The sequence below is a fragment of the Bradyrhizobium yuanmingense genome, assembly GCF_900094575.1.
Lineage (GTDB): Bacteria > Pseudomonadota > Alphaproteobacteria > Rhizobiales > Xanthobacteraceae > Bradyrhizobium > Bradyrhizobium yuanmingense.
The window spans coordinates 168476-182493 of the sequence record NZ_FMAE01000010.1 but is presented as its reverse complement, the minus strand read 5'-3'; the positions used below and the strand labels follow the sequence as shown (position 1 = coordinate 182493).

Below are 14018 nucleotides of genomic sequence, written 5' to 3'. Positions count from 1 at the left end.
ATTGGCTCGCACTGCGTTCGGGCCGCGGGAGCCTCACCGCTGGATGATCTTCGTCCAGACATCGCCGAGGATCGCGGGCTCGCGCGGCGGCAGATAGGTGAGGCCGGCCTGCTTGCCGAATTCGGCGATCTTGCCCGAAGCCGTGAGCTCAGTCAGCGCCTTGTTGACGGCCGCGATCAGCGCGCCATCGCTGGCGAGCCCGACATAGCCGCGATTGGCTCCGATCGGATAATAGTAGCCGGACGCCGTGATCGCCGTGTCCGGGTGCGCGGCGCGATGGGCGTCGAAGCGGGCAAGATCGATCAGCGTCGCGTCATGGTCGCCGCGCTCGAGTCCGCCGAGGAGATCGTCGCGGCCGGGGACGAGATGGGTGATGTTGTCGATCAGGCGCCCCTTGTCGAAGGTCATCAGGATGGCGTCGCCGAGCGATCCGCTTTCGATGGCGAGACGAAGGCCGGCGAGATCGCCGATGTCGCCGACCTTGCGCCCGCGGGCCTTTGGCCCCAGCACCACCGTCATCGGCGAATAGATGTAGGGCTGGCTCGGCGCGAGCACGCCGAGCGGGACGCGGCGCCGCCGATCGTCGCGCGTGGCGCCGGCGAAACCCGGCAAGCGCGCCGTCTTCATCCCGGGTGCGACAAGCGAATCCTGCGTCAGCGCGTAGCCGCCGACCAGCGAGCAGCGCCCGTCCGAGAGCAACGCATTGGCCTCGAGCTGCGGGCTCGAATCCTCATCTAGCCTGCTCTCGAACCACTGGATCTTCAGCGGGCGTCCCATCCGCTCGGCGATCGCCTGCGCCAGCAGCACGTCGAAGCCGGCATCCGGCTTGTCGCGGCGATGCACCGAGAGCGGCGGCCTGTCCTCGTCGAGACAGACCTTCAGAGGATCGTCGGCTGCGAGAGCGACCGACGCCATCGCGGACAGAACGGCCGCAACGCTCCAGGCAACGCGCCGGCCCCTCATGGCTTCCTCCGGCTGGAGACGAACGCCCAGAGGTTTCCGATCTCGTCGTCGCTGAGAATGTCGGCCCAGGGTGGCATCTTGTTGTTCTTGCCGTTCTTCACCGTGGTGACGAAGCGCGTCTTGTCGTCGGGAATGGCACGCAGATCCGGCGTGACGGTGCCGGAATTCATCAGATTGGGGCCGTGGCAGTGGGAGCATTTCGAGGCGTAGGTCGACTTACCATGGTCGATCTGCGCCTGCATGGAATTGCCGGTGGTGTCATCGGCGCGGACGGTCGCCGCATGCGCGACCGAGAGCACCGCGACGGCGGCGATCATCGCCGCCGTCTTGTGAGAGATCACTTTCAGCATCGTACCCGTGTTTACTGCTTGACCGCAAAGACCCACAGCGAGCCGCCGGGCGGCACGTTGGCAAGCCGCTCGTCGCCGGAGAACAGCGAGTAGACGCCGCCATAGCCGCTCGTCACGGCGACATACTGCACGCCGTCCTGCTGCCAGGTCACCGGCTGTCCCTCGATGCCGGAGCCGGTCTGGAACTGCCAGAGCTTCTTGCCGGTGTCGGCGTCGAAGGCCTCGAACTCGCCGGTCAGCGCGCCAGAGAATACGACGCCTCCGGCCGTCGAGAGCACGCCGGAGAAGCGCGGAATGTCGCTCGGCGCTTCCCATTTCGATTTGCCGGTCATGGGATCGATAGCCTTGAGATGGCCGCGCGGCCCGTCGCCGTATTCCCAGAGGTCGGTCAGGTCCATGCCGAGGTACCATTCGCCCTGCTTGTAGGTGACGGGCTCGGTCTTGTACCTGCCGCCGAACGCGAGCGTGTTGGCATAGGCAAGGCCGGTCTGCGGATTGAACGACATCGGCTCCCAGTTCTTGCCGCCGAGGATCGAGGGATAGACCGTCACCTTCTTGCCCTCGCGTGCGTCCTTCGAGATGTCGGTCTCGATCGGACGTCCGGTCTTCATGTCGATGCCGGTCGCCCAATTCACCTTCACGTAAGGATTAGCCGCGAGCAGCTTCCCGTTGGTGCGGTCGAGCACGTAGAAGAAGCCGTTGCGGTTGGCATTCATCAGCGTCTTGGTCGGCTTGCCCTCGATGTTCACGTCGGCGAGCACCATCTCGGCCACGGCGTCGTAGTCGAACGGATTGTTCGGCGAGAACTGGTAGTGCCACTTGATCTTGCCGGTCTTGGGATCCAACGCCAGGACGGAGCAGGTGTAGAGATTGTCGCCGGGGCGCACCGCCGAGTTGAACGGGCCGGGATTGCCGGTGCCCCAATAGATCGTGTTCAGCTCGGGGTCATAAGAGCCGGTGATCCAGGTCGAGCCGCCGCCGAGCTTCCAGGTGTCGCCCTTCCAGGTGTCGCCGCCGGGCTCGTCCGGCGAGGGGATCGAGTGGGTTCGCCAGAGATGCTTGCCAGTCGCCAGATCCCAGCCGTCGATGAAGCCGCGGGTGCCGAATTCGGCGCCGGAAATGCCGGTGATGACGACGCCGTCGGCAACGAGCGGGGCCACCGTCATCGAATAGCCTTCCTTGATGTCGGCTGCCTTCTGCCGCCACAGCTCCTTGCCGTTCTTGGCGTCGATGGCAACCACGTGGGCATCGAGCGTCGTACGGAACAGCTTGCCCTCGTGAATCGCGACGCCGCGGTTAATGATGCCGCAGCAGACGATTCGCGGCGTCTCCGCCGGATATTCGATCTTGCTCTTCCAGATCTGCTTGCCGGTCTTGGCATCGACCGCCATCGTGGCATTGTGCGAGGTGACGTAGATGACGCCCTGATAGACGATTGGCTGTGATTCCTCGCTCCGATCGTCATTGAAGCTGTAATTCCAGATTGGGACGAGATTCTTGACCGTATCCTTGTTGATCTGCTTCAGCGTCGAGAAGCGCTGGAGATTGTAGCCCATTCCGTAATTGAGAACGTTCGATGTGTCGGTCGCACCCTTGACCAGCTGCTCGGTGGTTTGTGCATTTGCACAGGTTGACGCAAGCATGACGAGGCTCGCGGCCATCGCAAAGCGTTTCATCCGTTCCTCCCAAAATGCGCGCCTTTTGACGCTGCGGCTGCAACACTCCGTCGGAAACCAAAACGCGTCAATACGAAAGTCGTAACTGCCGTGCCGATATCGTCGGCGGTCACCTGACGGAAACCTGACAAAGGCAACTCCAACTTGTGCGCAGACGCTGAGAAATTCCGCGACGCGAAGCACTATTGGGAGCAGGGCAATGCATCTCTACCGGTTGTGGCGCGCGCAAGTTGCAGGTCCGGACTTGAACCGAGGGCCGCTTGCGGGTTTATCTCGGCTCTGCCCCATTGATCTGGGGGCTATGTCAGGGAGGTCTCGATGATTTCGGCTCGCTCGATTGCCCTTGCACTTGTGATTGCACTTTCGGCCGGTCCGGCGTGGTCAGCCTCCGGCAATGCGGTCAAGTTGTTCGACACCGACAATGACGGCACGCTCGATCTTGCCGAGGTGAAGAAGGTGGCCGCCGCCTCGTTCGCAAAGCTCGATCCCGATCGCGACGGCACGCTCGATGCGCGCGAATTGCGTGGACGGTTGAGCGCGAAAGAACTCGCCGCGGCAGATCCCGACCGCGACGGGACCCTCACCCTCGACGAATATCTGTCGGTGGTCGAGCAGCGTTTCAACGCAGCCAATCCCGACAAGGATGGAACGCTGGATGCGAAGGAGCTGAATTCGCGTGCCGGGCGCGCGCTCGTACGATTGCTCCGGTGAAGCGCCGCAAGCGGAACGGGCATGACGGGCGTAACGTTTGCGATCATTCCGGCCTGACGCTCGGGAACATCGGGCTGCTCGGCCTGTTTCTCCGCATGTCCTGCCGGCGCCGGGGCTGCGCTGCGGGAGAAAAGGAGATGCAAATGAATACGAAGCGTTCCCTTCTTGCTGCCTGCGCAATCCTGACGCTGAGCGCCGGGGTTGCGGTCGCCGGTCCCTGCAACACCGGCAGCGCCAGCACCGACAAGACCGACAAGGATGCCGGTTCTGGCCCTGTCACCGTGGGCTCCGCGCAATCGCACACGTCCGGTTCGGCGAGCGATAGCAGCCAGCATCCGCCGACCAGCACGATGAACCGGGCCAGCGGTGAATCGCCGGCGTCGTCCGAGGATGCGCAGCGGCAAATGCAGAGCGAGCCGACGGCGGCTCAGCGCGCCGCGGGCGCCAAGCCGAATGCCGAAATGGCCGACAAGGACTGCTGACGGCACCGTTGTCGATTGGACGCGCGGTGCATTGCACAAGGCGGTGTCTCGCTGGTCGTGTTTGACCAGGAGGGAACTTGCTTTGTCCGAGAGAGAAATTGCGGCCGCGAAGTATCGGCACAGACGTGACGGCAGTCGAATCGAGGCTTGAACTGCACTCGACGCAGCCCTAGGTTTTTCGCCGCGCGATGTCGCGCTCAATACCTTGGGAGACCCGAATGGCTTGGAAAGCTCCGAAGATCGTGGAAGTGCCGGTCGGCATGGAAATCAACATGTACGCCTGCGCCTCGCGCAAGTAAGACCGACGACCTGCCGCGGCTTCGATGGCAAACGCCGTCGGAGCCGTGGCAGTGTCGGATCTGCGCCTCGCCGTGCTCCATGCTTTGCGGATCGCGCGAAAGCCGCACGTGGAGGGGCTTCAATTCTTTCCCCGCAAAATTTCGACCGTGCTCTGCGGCAGTGTGTTACGCTGACGCCCGGTCAGCGCTGCTGCCGCATCACAGCGGCGCGCGCCTTTGGGGCACGGGATGGGCGGCAGAGCCTGCAAGTTCTGGACGGTGATCGTGTGCGCGATCGTGCTGGCGCCGGCGCGCACCAGCGCCGAGGCAGGCTTTGATACCGAGCACATCTTCGGTTTCATGATCGGCACCGATATCGGCAATGTCGGCGAGCGCGAATTCCAGACTCAGACGACGGGGCGCTTCGGCAAAGGCGGGGCGCCTATCGTGCCCTCGAGCACGAAGTCGAGATCGAGGTGGTGCCGCTGCCGAATTTTCGTGTCGAGGTCGGCGGCACCGCCAGCTTGCACGACATCACCGGCGTCCCTGACATCGACGATCGCCGCCAGTTCAACTTCCAGGGCCTCTCGCTTGACCTGCGCTATCGCCTGCTCGACCGCGAGCGCGCGCCATTCGGCTTCACGATTGCGGCCGAGCTCCACGGCGACCGCATCGACGAGACCAGCGGCGCGAAAGGGCGGATGTACGGCACGGAGTTCACGCTCGCCTTCGACCGCGAGCTCATTCCGAACTTCGCGATCGGCGCCCTCAATCTGATCTACCAGCCGGAATGGGCGCGCTTCGAGATTGGAGGGGCCTCCGAGAAGAGCTCGACGATCGGGGCTGCGTTTGCCGGCCTGTTGCGCGTGCGGCCCAATGTGCTGCTCGGCGGCGAGATGCGCTACTTCCGGCAATATGAGGGCATCGGCCTCAGCGAGTTCTCAGGCCAGGCCTTGTTCGTCGGCCCCACCGCCTATTTCCAGCTCTCCGAGCGCTCCCGGCTCACCATGAGCTGGAGCATGCAGGCCTGGGGGCGTCCGGCCGGCTCAGCCGGCAATCTCGACCTCGTCAATTTCGAGCGGCATCAGGCGCGATTGGTGTTCGGCGTGAATTTCTAGCCCCGGCAGTTCCATATCCTCGCGGGCGCTTGAAACTTCCCCCTCCTCGGAGCGTAGCTCCACGTGCTAACATCCAGCGCTTTGCGAGAGGATCCCGGCATGAACCCGATTGACCTGGTGGTGACTGTGTGCGCGGTGCTCTCGCCTGCGACCTGCGAAGAGCGGCATCTGATGTTCAACTACACGGGATCGCCCCGCCAATGCGTGATGGCCGCGCCGCCCTATATCGCGCAATGGGTCGGCGAGCATCCGAAATGGCAGGCGGTGCGGTGGCGCTGCGAATATCCGCACCCGAACGACAAGGCGTGAGCTGCAAGAAACCATTCGAACGTTACTTGGTGCAGTCCTTCAGATCCTTGTCCGCAATCGAGAACACTGCATCCGGCTTGATCTCGATATCGCGGACGATGCACTGCCGCGCATTGGGGTAACTGACCTTGGCATCGTAGCGGCCGGGTTCGACGCCGGTGATGCGCAGCCGCTCGTCGTGGTCGACCTCCTTGTCCTTGTCATTCAAGCACTGGTTCGGACCCCAGTCGGTCTTGCCTGCGGGTGCGAGCTGGAAGCCGGAGATCGTCTCCGTCGTGAGATTCCAAAGCCTTATGCCCTTGCCCTTGGTCTGCGCGGCGGCTTCGCCGGCAAGCGTCAACAACGCGGTCAAAGCAAGAACCCCACGCATCAGCCAGTCCTCCCAAAGGGCGCCGTTATTCCCTGATCAGGCGCTCGCGGTTCTTTGCCTTGTCGAAATTCTTGGCGCGGTCAAGGCCGTTCGGTGCGATCAGCTTCGCCGAGACGAGATCGGCGCCGTCGAAATCGGCGTCGATGACGATGGCGCCGGTCAGATCGGCTCCGCCGAGTTGGGCGTTTTTCAGTGATGCGCCGCTCAGATCGGCGTCCCTGAGGACTGCGAATTCGAGGTCGACGCGCGACAAATCGGCGTTGCGCGCGTTCAGCCGTTCCAGCTTGGCGGATCTCAGCACCGCGCGCATCAGCCCCATCGACTGGTTGCGCATATCGGCGCCAAGATTCGCGTCCGCGATCGAGGCGCCGACCAGGCTTGCGCCGGTGAGGTCGGCAGCGATCCGCGCTCCTGACAGGTTCGCACCGTCGAGACGCGCGCGGGCCATTTGCGAGGCGAACAGATTGGCGCCCTTCAGGCTTGCGCCGGTAAGATCCGCATCCAGCAGCCACGCCTGATCGAGGATCGCACCGTCCAGCCTGGCCTCTCGAAGTATCGTCTTGTTGAGCCGGGCGGCGCGGAGAACCGTATTGGACAGGTCCAGCCCCGAGAGATCGAGACCGGACAAGCGTTTGCCGGTGAAATCGGCAGGCTGCTTTGGGCTCGCTTTGGCCAACATGGCCTCGACCTCCGGCCTCGTCATTTCGGCCGAGACCATCGCGGGGGAGGTGAGGTCGACGCCACGCATCATGTCCTGCGCGCCCGCCGGCATCGCAACGAGTGCGAGGCTGAGCGCTGCAAGACCACGCGTTGCGAAGGCGACTGTCCGTGTCATCATCAGCTCCGTCGCCGGCCTGAATATAGCACGTCCGCCAGGCGACCGGCTACGAGGCATCTCGCTCGGTGCGGTCGCCTTGAGTTCGTTGCGCGAGGCTGGCCTTGATCGCCGCAATCTCGGCTTCGCCGCGTGTGGCGCGCGGGATGCCGATAGGCATCTCGGCCACGATCCGCGCTGGTCGCGGCGACAAGAAGAACAGCCGGTCGCCCAGGCGCACTGCATCGTCCAGGCTGTGTGTCACCAAAAGCGTCATCACCGGCCGGCTCGCGACGAGCGTTGCAATCTCATCGCGCAAGCGTCCGGCGAGAGCGTCATCGAGCGATGCCAGCGGTTCGTCGAGCACCAGAATATCCGGCTCGACGGCAAAGGCGCGGGCGAGCGCCACGCGCCGGGCCAAACCCAGCGAGAGCTCGCCGGGATAGTGGTCGCGATGCGCTTCCAGCTCCAAAATCCTGAAGAGCTCGGCGAGCTTGGCATCAGCGACATCGGGCGCAGCCAGCCGTACATTCTGCTCGACCGAACGCCACGGCAGCAGGCGCGGCTCCTGGAACACCATGCCGATCCGCGCCTCCGGCGGCCGCGCGATATGGCCTGCAAAGTCGTGGTCCAGTCCCAGGATGATACGCAGCATCGTGCTCTTGCCGCAGCCGGAGGGGCCGATCAGCACGCCGACCTCGCCGGATTGCAGCGCGAACTTGACGGGCGCCAGCACCTCGTGCGTTCCGCCCGCCGCACTCCTGAAAGTCTTGCCCGTGATATCGACCTCAAGCCGCACGGGGCCGCCACCTGTTTGCGCGGGCTTCGAACGGCTGCACCAGCAAGGTTTCGATGACGAGCACGACGGCGGCGAAGGTCAGGGAATAGGCCAGCAGCCGCGGCGTGTCGAACAGCTGAAAGGCGACGCCGATCTCGAAGCCGACGCCGTTCGGTCGCCCCAGCAGCTCGGCGACCAGCACGATCTTCCACACCAGCGACAGGCCGGAGCGGGCCGAGGCCGCAATATAGGGCGCCAGCTGTGGCAGCACGACGTGGCGGAAGGCCCGCCAGCGCGGCATCGCGAACACGCTCGCCATCTCGTCGAGCGAGCGGTCGAGTGCGCGCGTGCCCTCGCGCAAGGTGACGATCGCGGTCGGCAGCTTGTTGATGGCGATCGCCGCGATCGCGGCGGCCTCGGTGAGGCCAGCCCAGATATAGGCCAGCACGATCACGACCAATGCGGGCAGGTTAAGCAGCAGGATGAGCCAGGGATCGCCGAGCCGGTCGGCGAGCTTGACCCGGCCCATGAGGTAGCCGATCGCGCTGCCGAGCGACATCGCGAGGGTGAAGGCGAGCGCGACGCGCGCCAGCGTGGCGCCGAGATGCAGGAACAGCGCGCCGCTTGATGCTTCCGCGATCATCACCTGAAGCACCGCCGGCGGGGAGGGCAGCTTTGCGCCTCCGACGAGGAGCGCGGCAATCCACCAGATCGCAAGGAACAGGACGAACGACAGCAGGCGCAGCACCTCAGTCTCCGGGGACTGCGTGATAGAAGGTACCGGGGTCCAGCTCGGCTGCGGGGCCGACGAGATCGCGGCCGCCGATCTCGGCCAGCACGCGGTAGAGCACGCGCGCGTCCTTTTCCTCGTCATCGATGCTCCGGCGCGGAATGCCGTCGCGGTAGCGGTCGCGGTAAGTCTTGAGCAGGGCAGGATCGGTCGTGCCGGTGAGCGGCGCGACCTTGTCCCAGGCCGCATCCGAGGTCACCAACAGCTCCTTGGCCTTGCGGGTCATCGCAATGAAGCGCGCGACGGCCTCCTTATGGCTCGCGGCCCAGCTCTCGTCGAAGACATAGCCGACCGCGGCGACCGCGCCTTTGGCGCCCAGCTTCGGCAAGATGTCCTCGATGCCGGTCAGGCGCCTGAAACCCTTGGCCTCGAGCTGTGCGCAGAAATTCCAGAAGTTGAGGCTCGCATCCATCTCGCCGTCCAGCGCCTTGGCGGCGATCAGGGGCGGGGCGCCGTAGACGATGGTTGCGTCCGACTTCAGGTCGATGCCGTCCTGCTTCATCCGCGCCTGCAGCAGCAGCCAGCTCTTGTCGATCGCCCCGCCGGCGACCGCGAGCTTGCGGCCCTTGAGGTCGGCGAGACTCTTGATCGGCGATGAGGCCGGCACCATCACGGCGCCGAGCGCGCTGGAATAGGGATAGAAGGTGAGCTTGGCACCGAGCGTGCGCTCGCGTGACACCCAAAGCCAGTCCGACAGGATGATGTCGGCGCTGCCGGCGCGCATCGCGATCTTGCCGGCCTCGGTGCTCGCCAGCTCGGTGACCTCCAGCGCCAGGCCGGCCTCCTTGTCGAGGCCGGCGCTGCGGATCGCGGCCAGCTCCCACGAGAATGTTCCGGTCTTCTGCACCGCAAGGCGGATCGTGTCCGCGGCACCGGCCGGTGCGGCGAGCGCCAGGACCGTTGCGAGCGCCCATATTCGCGCCAAAACTGTCATCACCTTGTGAGCCGTTTCCTCTGACAGAGTGCTTTTCAGCACAATACGCATAGCATAGCCTTGGTCGCAACCAGCGGGAGGACGCGCATGAATCTGACCGGACGGCTACGACCGATTGTCGCCGCATTGACGGCGCTTGCTGCGAGCGCATGCGTGGCGGGGGCCGAAGAGGCCAATGATTATCCCACCGCGGCGCGCGCGGAATATGTCTATGGCTGCATGAAGGCCAATGGCGAGACACGCTCCGCGATCGAGCAATGTTCCTGCTCGATCGACGTGGTCGCCTCGATCGTGCCCTACGAGCGTTATGTTACCGCCGAGACCGCGCTCAGCATGTCGCAGGTGCGCAGTAATCTCGGCGTGCAGTTTCGCACCTCGGAGCAGGCCAATTCGGCGGTGAACGACTTAAGGCGCGCGCAGGCGGAAGCCGAGGTGAGGTGTTTCTGAATTGTGCCGCGGTGTCTCACCCTCCCCTGGAGGGGGAGGGTCGATCGCGCGCAGCGCGAGCGGGGTGGGGTGATCTCTCCACTCGGGCAGTGTCGGATGCGGAGAGACCGTCACCCCACCCCGTCTCACATTTCGCTGCGCTCAATGTGAGCCGACCCTCCCCCTCCAGGGGAGGGTGGTGCCCCTCGCTCACGTCCCCGGCTTCTCCATGTCCCATTCGTTGCGGAACACGTGCCCGTCCGTATCCCGGGCCTCGGCGCGGAAGCGCTTGGCGCCGTTGGAGAGATAGGTGAAGCGCAGGTTGGGATCTTCCGAGATCGAGATGCCGCCTTCCATCGACAGCACGGGGCTATCGTCCTGCGTCAATCTGAGCTGGTTGATGAAGAAGGCGGGGATATAGAGCTGCGTGACCTGGTCCATCTGCAGGCCGGAATTGTTAGGATGGCCGATCATGATCTGCGCTTCGCGCAACCGGCTTGCCGGACCTTCTTCACGGGCGAATTGCCGGTAGCGCATCTGGCCGAGCCGGTTCTTGGCTTCCTCCACGTTCTTTGCAGCCGGCGCCGAGCAGCCGCCAGAGGCCTTCACATAGACTTTCGAGACGTAGAGCTGGCCGTCGCTGAGCTCGGCGACCGCGTGCACGTCGGTGTAGTTGTTGACGCGCACACGGGTCGAGATTTCCGTGACATTGGCGTCCGGGCCGAGTTCGAACTTCGCGGCCATCGGCGCGGGATTGCGGTCGATCACCAGCGTGATCGAACGGATGCGTCTGCTGTCGCCGGGCGACAGCTTGCTGCGCAGCGTCACCGGCACGATGGCGGGATCCTCGGCGCGATAGGGCATCTCGATGCCGATGACCTCGGCGCCGTCGTTCATCGGCCGGTTGCTGAAGATGTCCTGCACCAGGCCCGGCCAGGGATCGGAGGCCTCGTCCGCCTGCGCCGGCACGGCAAAGGCGATGCCGAGGAGCAGGGCAATCAGGGGTAGGCGGCGTGTGCATGCCGTCATGGTCATGCTCCTCGGTTTAGGTGAAGCTGATCTTCTGCCAGCGTAGCGCGCCCGCTATTCCCATTCAATTTCCGAAAATGCTGCAGTTGCGTTGCGGGCGTTGTAGTCCTCGAACAGCTGCCAGTGCGGCCGCTCGTCCGCCGCCGCCTTGTCCGCAGCGGCGCGGATCGGCGCGCCCCTCTTGTTCAGGGCGCGGACGTCGGACAGCAGCGTTGACAGGTAACGTCGTTGATCGCTCAGCGCCGCTGGCCAGTCGCTCACAGGACCGTGACCGGGAACAACGCGCAGCGCCGGGATCGTCTCCAACTCTTTCAGCGTGGCGAGCCAGCCGCGAATGCTGCCGTCCATCACCGGAATGTGGCCGAGAAAGACGAGATCGCCGGCAAGCAGGGTGTTGGTGCTCTCGTCGAACACGGTCAGATCGTTGTCGCTGTGCCCGGCCGGCCAAGCGCGCAAGGTCAAGCGGCGCGAGCCCAGATCGAGCGTGAGCGTGTCCGTTACGAGCAGGGTCGGCGGTACGATCTTCACGGGATCGATCAGCTCGGGGCCCATGAGGCGCCTAAAATTGTCGAGATAGAAGGGCCCGCGGCTCGCCAGCGCCTGCGGCAGCTTGCTGTGGCCGACGAAGCTGGTTCCCTCCCCCATGAAGGCAGCATTGCCGAAGACATGGTCGGGATGGCCATGGGTGTTGATGACATAGCGGATCGGCTTTTGCGTGCGCGCTCGTACCGCCGCCAGCAGCGCCTCGCCTTCGCGCAGGCTGCCGCCAGTGTCGATCACGGCCACCGCGTCACCTCCGATGATGAAGCCGACATTGGCGATGCCGCCTTCGTTCTCGCGGCTCATCAGCGCGATGGCCCCGGAGTGTACGAAGATTCCCGGCGCGACTTCGCTCACAGGCAATTCGGCCGCCCCGGCGCGTGCTAGCGTGGCTGCTACCAGGGACAAGGCTGCGATCACGAGAGCGATGCGAGACACTTTTCCGCCTCAGTTCAAAGGATTGGCCTCATTGCACTGCAACAAAGCAAAGCCGGCAAAAGTTGGCACACGTGGCGCGTCATGCGTTGCATGGATAACATTCAAACAAAACGAGGAGGAAGCGCGATGACGCAGGCCGGACGACATCGTCGCTGGTGCTTTTTACTCTGGATCGTGATCGCATCGTGTGCCTATGGCGATCTCGCCATCGCGCAGACCAACGAGACCGGAGATCTCTCATTCGAGCTGGTCGACCCGAAGGTGCTGCGCGTCTGCGCCGACCCGCGCAACCTGCCGTTCTCGAACGAGAAGGGCGAGGGCTTCGAGAACAAGCTCGCCGAGTTTCTGGCGGACAAGCTGCAGAAGAAGCTGGACTACGTGTTCTTCCCGCAGGCCGCCGGCTTCGTGCGCATGACGCTGGGTGCGCATCGCTGCGACGTCATCATGGGCTACCCGCAGGGCGACGACCTCGTGCAGGGCACCAATCCCTACTACCGCACGACCTATGCACTGGTTGCGAAGACTGGCAGCGGGCTCGAGGACGTCGACACGCTGCAGGACGCACGCCTGAAAGGTAAGCATATCGGCATCGTCGCCGGCACGCCGCCGGCGACCAATATGGCGTTGGCAGGCCTGATGGGCGATGCAAAGCCCTATCAGCTGATGATCGACACGCGCTTCGACAATTCCGCGCAGGCGATGATCGACGACCTCGCTGCCGGCAAGATCGACGCCGGCGTGCTCTGGGGACCCATGGCCGGCTATTATGCGAAGAAAGCCGGCCCCTCGCTGCACGTCATGCCGCTGGTCAAGGAGACCACCGGGTCCAAGCTGGTCTATCGCATCGGCATGGGCGTGCGACCCGCCGACCAGAACTGGAAGCGGCAGCTCAACCGGGTGATCCAGGAGAACCAGGGCGAGATCAACAAGATCCTGCTCGATTTCGGCGTGCCGCTGCTGGACGAGAACAACCGGCCGCTCGGCGCGGAGACGGCCAAGAAGGCGCCATGAGCCGGCCGCTTGCCGCTGCGTTCGTCGTTGCCTTGCTCGTGGCCCCGGCGTCGGCGCAGCAGCAGGAGCCGTTCGAGCCCGAGGGATATCGTACCGACAATTATCGCGCGCCGGTGCCGGCGACGCTCGCTGGCGCGCGCGTGCTCACGACCGGCGAGGCGGAGGCGATCTGGCGTGCGAACAGCGGCACCTTCGTTGACGTGATGCCGCGCGCGCCGAAACCAAAGAACCTTCCTGTGAGCACGGTGTGGCGTGACGCGCCGCGCAGGAACATTCCGGGCAGCTTCTGGCTGCCGGACACCGGCTACGGCAACTTGCCGCCCGCCATGGACGATTATCTTCAGCGTGGCCTCGCGCGCGCCTCACGCGGCGACAAGGCCGCGCTGCTGGTGATCTATTGCCTCGCCGATTGCTGGATGTCCTGGAACGCGGCGAAGCGTGCACTCGCTTACGGCTATGCCAACATCGCCTGGTATCCTGACGGCACCGACGGCTGGGAGGGCGCGAAGCTGCCGACGGAAGAGGCGCAGCCGGAGCCGCGGCCGGAGCAACATTGATGCAAGCAGGAGAGATCAGGCGCCAGCGCCGTTACTTCTGCTTCTGCAGCTTCGTCAAGGTGCCCGTACCGTTGGTCTCGGTCGCAGAATAGCTCACCCTGTCGCCGGCATGGACGGCATCCAGCATCGCCGCATCCTTGGCCTTGTACTCCTGGAGCGCGCCGGCGCTGCCTGTGCTGGCGCCGACCGTGCCCTTCTGGGTCTGCTGGATCGAAATCGTGCCGTTGAGCCGATCGATCCGCGTGATCATCCCGGTCATGTCGTCAGCAAAGGCGCTGGTTGCGAGCATGCTGAGGACCGCAGCGCCCGCAAACATGATTCTTGTGGTTCCCATCGAGGCCTCCCGACGTCTTGAGTTCACGTCGACAAGCCATCATAAATCGATTTGGTTCCGGCACATAGCGCGGCGAAAGGTTAACGTTGCCGGAGCGATTGCGGGAACTT

19 protein-coding genes and 1 pseudogene are annotated in these 14018 nt (G+C 64.4%); 8 read left to right on the top strand and 12 right to left on the bottom strand.

Annotated elements, in window-relative coordinates; genetic code table 11:
- Positions 1-33 precede the first annotated feature (33 nt).
- Genes GA0061099_RS31650 through GA0061099_RS31640 form a run of 3 tightly spaced genes read right to left on the bottom strand, consistent with a single transcriptional unit; the run spans position 34 to position 2989 of the window.
- The gene (locus tag GA0061099_RS31650; protein ID WP_036007940.1) at positions 34-963 is read right to left on the bottom strand and encodes a substrate-binding periplasmic protein; all 930 of its coding nucleotides are present in this window, start codon (positions 961-963) and stop codon (positions 34-36) included.
- On the bottom strand, positions 960-1313 hold the full coding sequence (locus GA0061099_RS31645; RefSeq protein ID WP_036029363.1) for a c-type cytochrome: 354 nt from the start codon (positions 1311-1313) through the stop codon (positions 960-962). Before GA0061099_RS31645 ends, GA0061099_RS31650 begins: the two co-directional genes overlap by 4 nt.
- A gap of 11 nt (positions 1314-1324) precedes the next feature.
- Positions 1325-2989 carry a methanol/ethanol family PQQ-dependent dehydrogenase gene (locus GA0061099_RS31640; RefSeq protein ID WP_036029366.1) on the bottom strand — a complete coding sequence of 555 codons (1665 nt, stop codon included), beginning with the start codon at positions 2987-2989 and terminating at the stop codon, positions 1325-1327.
- A 318-nt stretch (positions 2990-3307) separates the two neighbouring features.
- Here GA0061099_RS31640 and GA0061099_RS31635 point away from each other — a divergent pair, with 318 nt between their 5' ends.
- The 3 genes from GA0061099_RS31635 (at position 3308) to pqqA (ending at position 4481) form a co-directional block, all read left to right on the top strand.
- The gene (locus tag GA0061099_RS31635) at positions 3308-3700 is read left to right on the top strand and encodes a penta-EF hand family protein (protein WP_036007934.1); all 393 of its coding nucleotides are present in this window, start codon (positions 3308-3310) and stop codon (positions 3698-3700) included.
- The gene (locus tag GA0061099_RS31630; protein WP_225127670.1) at positions 3697-4182 is read left to right on the top strand and encodes a hypothetical protein; all 486 of its coding nucleotides are present in this window, start codon (positions 3697-3699) and stop codon (positions 4180-4182) included. Before GA0061099_RS31635 ends, GA0061099_RS31630 begins: the two co-directional genes overlap by 4 nt.
- Before the next feature lie 218 nt (positions 4183-4400).
- Complete coding sequence (gene pqqA / locus GA0061099_RS31625; protein WP_008562446.1) at positions 4401-4481, top strand: pyrroloquinoline quinone precursor peptide PqqA; 81 nt, start codon at positions 4401-4403, stop codon at positions 4479-4481.
- 119 nt (positions 4482-4600) lie between these two features.
- Here the strand turns inward: pqqA and GA0061099_RS42210 are convergent, their stop codons facing one another.
- Complete coding sequence (locus GA0061099_RS42210; RefSeq protein WP_244620999.1) at positions 4601-4822, bottom strand: hypothetical protein; 222 nt, start codon at positions 4820-4822, stop codon at positions 4601-4603.
- On the opposite strand from GA0061099_RS42210, the pseudogene GA0061099_RS31620 reads away from it, so the two are divergent.
- Positions 4740-5578, top strand: a pseudogene (locus GA0061099_RS31620) (hypothetical protein). The gene GA0061099_RS42210 and the pseudogene GA0061099_RS31620 overlap by 83 nt on opposite strands.
- Positions 5579-5677: 99 nt before the next feature.
- Positions 5678-5887 (top strand): hypothetical protein, encoded by a 210-nt coding sequence (locus GA0061099_RS31615; protein ID WP_036029373.1) that lies wholly within the window; start codon positions 5678-5680, stop codon positions 5885-5887.
- A 22-nt stretch (positions 5888-5909) separates the two neighbouring features.
- On the opposite strand, the gene GA0061099_RS31610 is transcribed toward GA0061099_RS31615, so the two are convergent.
- From GA0061099_RS31610 to GA0061099_RS31590, 5 genes are read right to left on the bottom strand one after another with little or no spacing between them, the layout of a single operon-like run.
- Positions 5910-6257: a hypothetical protein gene (locus tag GA0061099_RS31610; protein WP_085972387.1), complete on the bottom strand. Its 348-nt coding sequence runs from the start codon at positions 6255-6257 to the stop codon at positions 5910-5912.
- Positions 6258-6282: 25 nt separating this feature from the next.
- On the bottom strand, positions 6283-7092 hold the full coding sequence (locus GA0061099_RS31605) for a pentapeptide repeat-containing protein (RefSeq protein ID WP_036029424.1): 810 nt from the start codon (positions 7090-7092) through the stop codon (positions 6283-6285).
- A 49-nt stretch (positions 7093-7141) separates the two neighbouring features.
- Positions 7142-7870: an ABC transporter ATP-binding protein gene (locus GA0061099_RS31600; protein ID WP_036029381.1), complete on the bottom strand. Its 729-nt coding sequence runs from the start codon at positions 7868-7870 to the stop codon at positions 7142-7144.
- Positions 7860-8597, bottom strand: a complete 738-nt coding sequence (locus tag GA0061099_RS31595) for an ABC transporter permease (RefSeq protein ID WP_036029383.1) — start codon at positions 8595-8597, stop codon at positions 7860-7862. Before GA0061099_RS31595 ends, GA0061099_RS31600 begins: the two co-directional genes overlap by 11 nt.
- 1 nt (position 8598) lies before the next feature.
- Positions 8599-9573 carry an ABC transporter substrate-binding protein gene (locus tag GA0061099_RS31590; RefSeq protein ID WP_036029386.1) on the bottom strand — a complete coding sequence of 325 codons (975 nt, stop codon included), beginning with the start codon at positions 9571-9573 and terminating at the stop codon, positions 8599-8601.
- Positions 9574-9660: 87 nt separating this feature from the next.
- Between GA0061099_RS31590 and GA0061099_RS31585 the strand changes: the two genes are divergently transcribed.
- Entirely contained in the window at positions 9661-10020 is a 360-nt protein-coding gene (locus GA0061099_RS31585) for a hypothetical protein (protein WP_036029388.1), read from the top strand.
- 189 nt (positions 10021-10209) lie between these two features.
- Here the strand turns inward: GA0061099_RS31585 and GA0061099_RS31575 are convergent, their stop codons facing one another.
- Both GA0061099_RS31575 and GA0061099_RS31570 read right to left on the bottom strand, forming a co-directional pair.
- A complete protein-coding gene (locus GA0061099_RS31575; RefSeq protein ID WP_074448235.1) occupies positions 10210-11028 on the bottom strand; it encodes a quinoprotein dehydrogenase-associated SoxYZ-like carrier in 819 nt (272 codons plus the stop codon).
- 54 nt (positions 11029-11082) lie between these two features.
- The gene (locus GA0061099_RS31570; protein WP_036029391.1) at positions 11083-12006 is read right to left on the bottom strand and encodes a quinoprotein relay system zinc metallohydrolase 2; all 924 of its coding nucleotides are present in this window, start codon (positions 12004-12006) and stop codon (positions 11083-11085) included.
- Between the two features lie 126 nt (positions 12007-12132).
- On the opposite strand from GA0061099_RS31570, the gene GA0061099_RS31565 reads away from it, so the two are divergent.
- Both GA0061099_RS31565 and GA0061099_RS31560 read left to right on the top strand, forming a co-directional pair.
- Positions 12133-13017, top strand: a complete 885-nt coding sequence (locus GA0061099_RS31565) for a substrate-binding domain-containing protein (RefSeq protein ID WP_036029394.1) — start codon at positions 12133-12135, stop codon at positions 13015-13017.
- Positions 13014-13574 carry a PQQ-dependent catabolism-associated CXXCW motif protein gene (locus GA0061099_RS31560; protein WP_036029396.1) on the top strand — a complete coding sequence of 187 codons (561 nt, stop codon included), beginning with the start codon at positions 13014-13016 and terminating at the stop codon, positions 13572-13574. Before GA0061099_RS31565 ends, GA0061099_RS31560 begins: the two co-directional genes overlap by 4 nt.
- 31 nt (positions 13575-13605) lie before the next feature.
- Here the strand turns inward: GA0061099_RS31560 and GA0061099_RS31555 are convergent, their stop codons facing one another.
- Entirely contained in the window at positions 13606-13908 is a 303-nt protein-coding gene (locus tag GA0061099_RS31555; protein ID WP_036007909.1) for a copper-binding protein, read from the bottom strand.
- Positions 13909-14018: the final 110 nt, after the last annotated feature.

What these genes read in the sequence shown, in the direction of transcription:
- GA0061099_RS31650 (WP_036007940.1), bottom strand. Translation starts at nt 963, where the DNA reads ATGAGGGGCCGGCGCGTTGCCTGGAGCGTTGCGGCCGTTCTGTCCGCG.
- GA0061099_RS31645 (WP_036029363.1), bottom strand. Translation starts at nt 1,313, where the DNA reads ATGCTGAAAGTGATCTCTCACAAGACGGCGGCGATGATCGCCGCCGTC.
- GA0061099_RS31640 (WP_036029366.1), bottom strand. Translation starts at nt 2,989, where the DNA reads ATGAAACGCTTTGCGATGGCCGCGAGCCTCGTCATGCTTGCGTCAACC.
- GA0061099_RS31635 (WP_036007934.1), top strand. Translation starts at nt 3,308, where the DNA reads ATGATTTCGGCTCGCTCGATTGCCCTTGCACTTGTGATTGCACTTTCG.
- pqqA (WP_008562446.1), top strand. Translation starts at nt 4,401, where the DNA reads ATGGCTTGGAAAGCTCCGAAGATCGTGGAAGTGCCGGTCGGCATGGAA.
- GA0061099_RS42210 (WP_244620999.1), bottom strand. Translation starts at nt 4,822, where the DNA reads ATGAAACCGAAGATGTGCTCGGTATCAAAGCCTGCCTCGGCGCTGGTG.
- GA0061099_RS31615 (WP_036029373.1), top strand. Translation starts at nt 5,678, where the DNA reads ATGAACCCGATTGACCTGGTGGTGACTGTGTGCGCGGTGCTCTCGCCT.
- GA0061099_RS31610 (WP_085972387.1), bottom strand. Translation starts at nt 6,257, where the DNA reads ATGCGTGGGGTTCTTGCTTTGACCGCGTTGTTGACGCTTGCCGGCGAA.
- GA0061099_RS31605 (WP_036029424.1), bottom strand. Translation starts at nt 7,092, where the DNA reads ATGACACGGACAGTCGCCTTCGCAACGCGTGGTCTTGCAGCGCTCAGC.
- GA0061099_RS31590 (WP_036029386.1), bottom strand. Translation starts at nt 9,573, where the DNA reads ATGACAGTTTTGGCGCGAATATGGGCGCTCGCAACGGTCCTGGCGCTC.
- GA0061099_RS31585 (WP_036029388.1), top strand. Translation starts at nt 9,661, where the DNA reads ATGAATCTGACCGGACGGCTACGACCGATTGTCGCCGCATTGACGGCG.
- GA0061099_RS31575 (WP_074448235.1), bottom strand. Translation starts at nt 11,028, where the DNA reads ATGACGGCATGCACACGCCGCCTACCCCTGATTGCCCTGCTCCTCGGC.
- GA0061099_RS31565 (WP_036029394.1), top strand. Translation starts at nt 12,133, where the DNA reads ATGACGCAGGCCGGACGACATCGTCGCTGGTGCTTTTTACTCTGGATC.
- GA0061099_RS31560 (WP_036029396.1), top strand. Translation starts at nt 13,014, where the DNA reads ATGAGCCGGCCGCTTGCCGCTGCGTTCGTCGTTGCCTTGCTCGTGGCC.
- GA0061099_RS31555 (WP_036007909.1), bottom strand. Translation starts at nt 13,908, where the DNA reads ATGGGAACCACAAGAATCATGTTTGCGGGCGCTGCGGTCCTCAGCATG.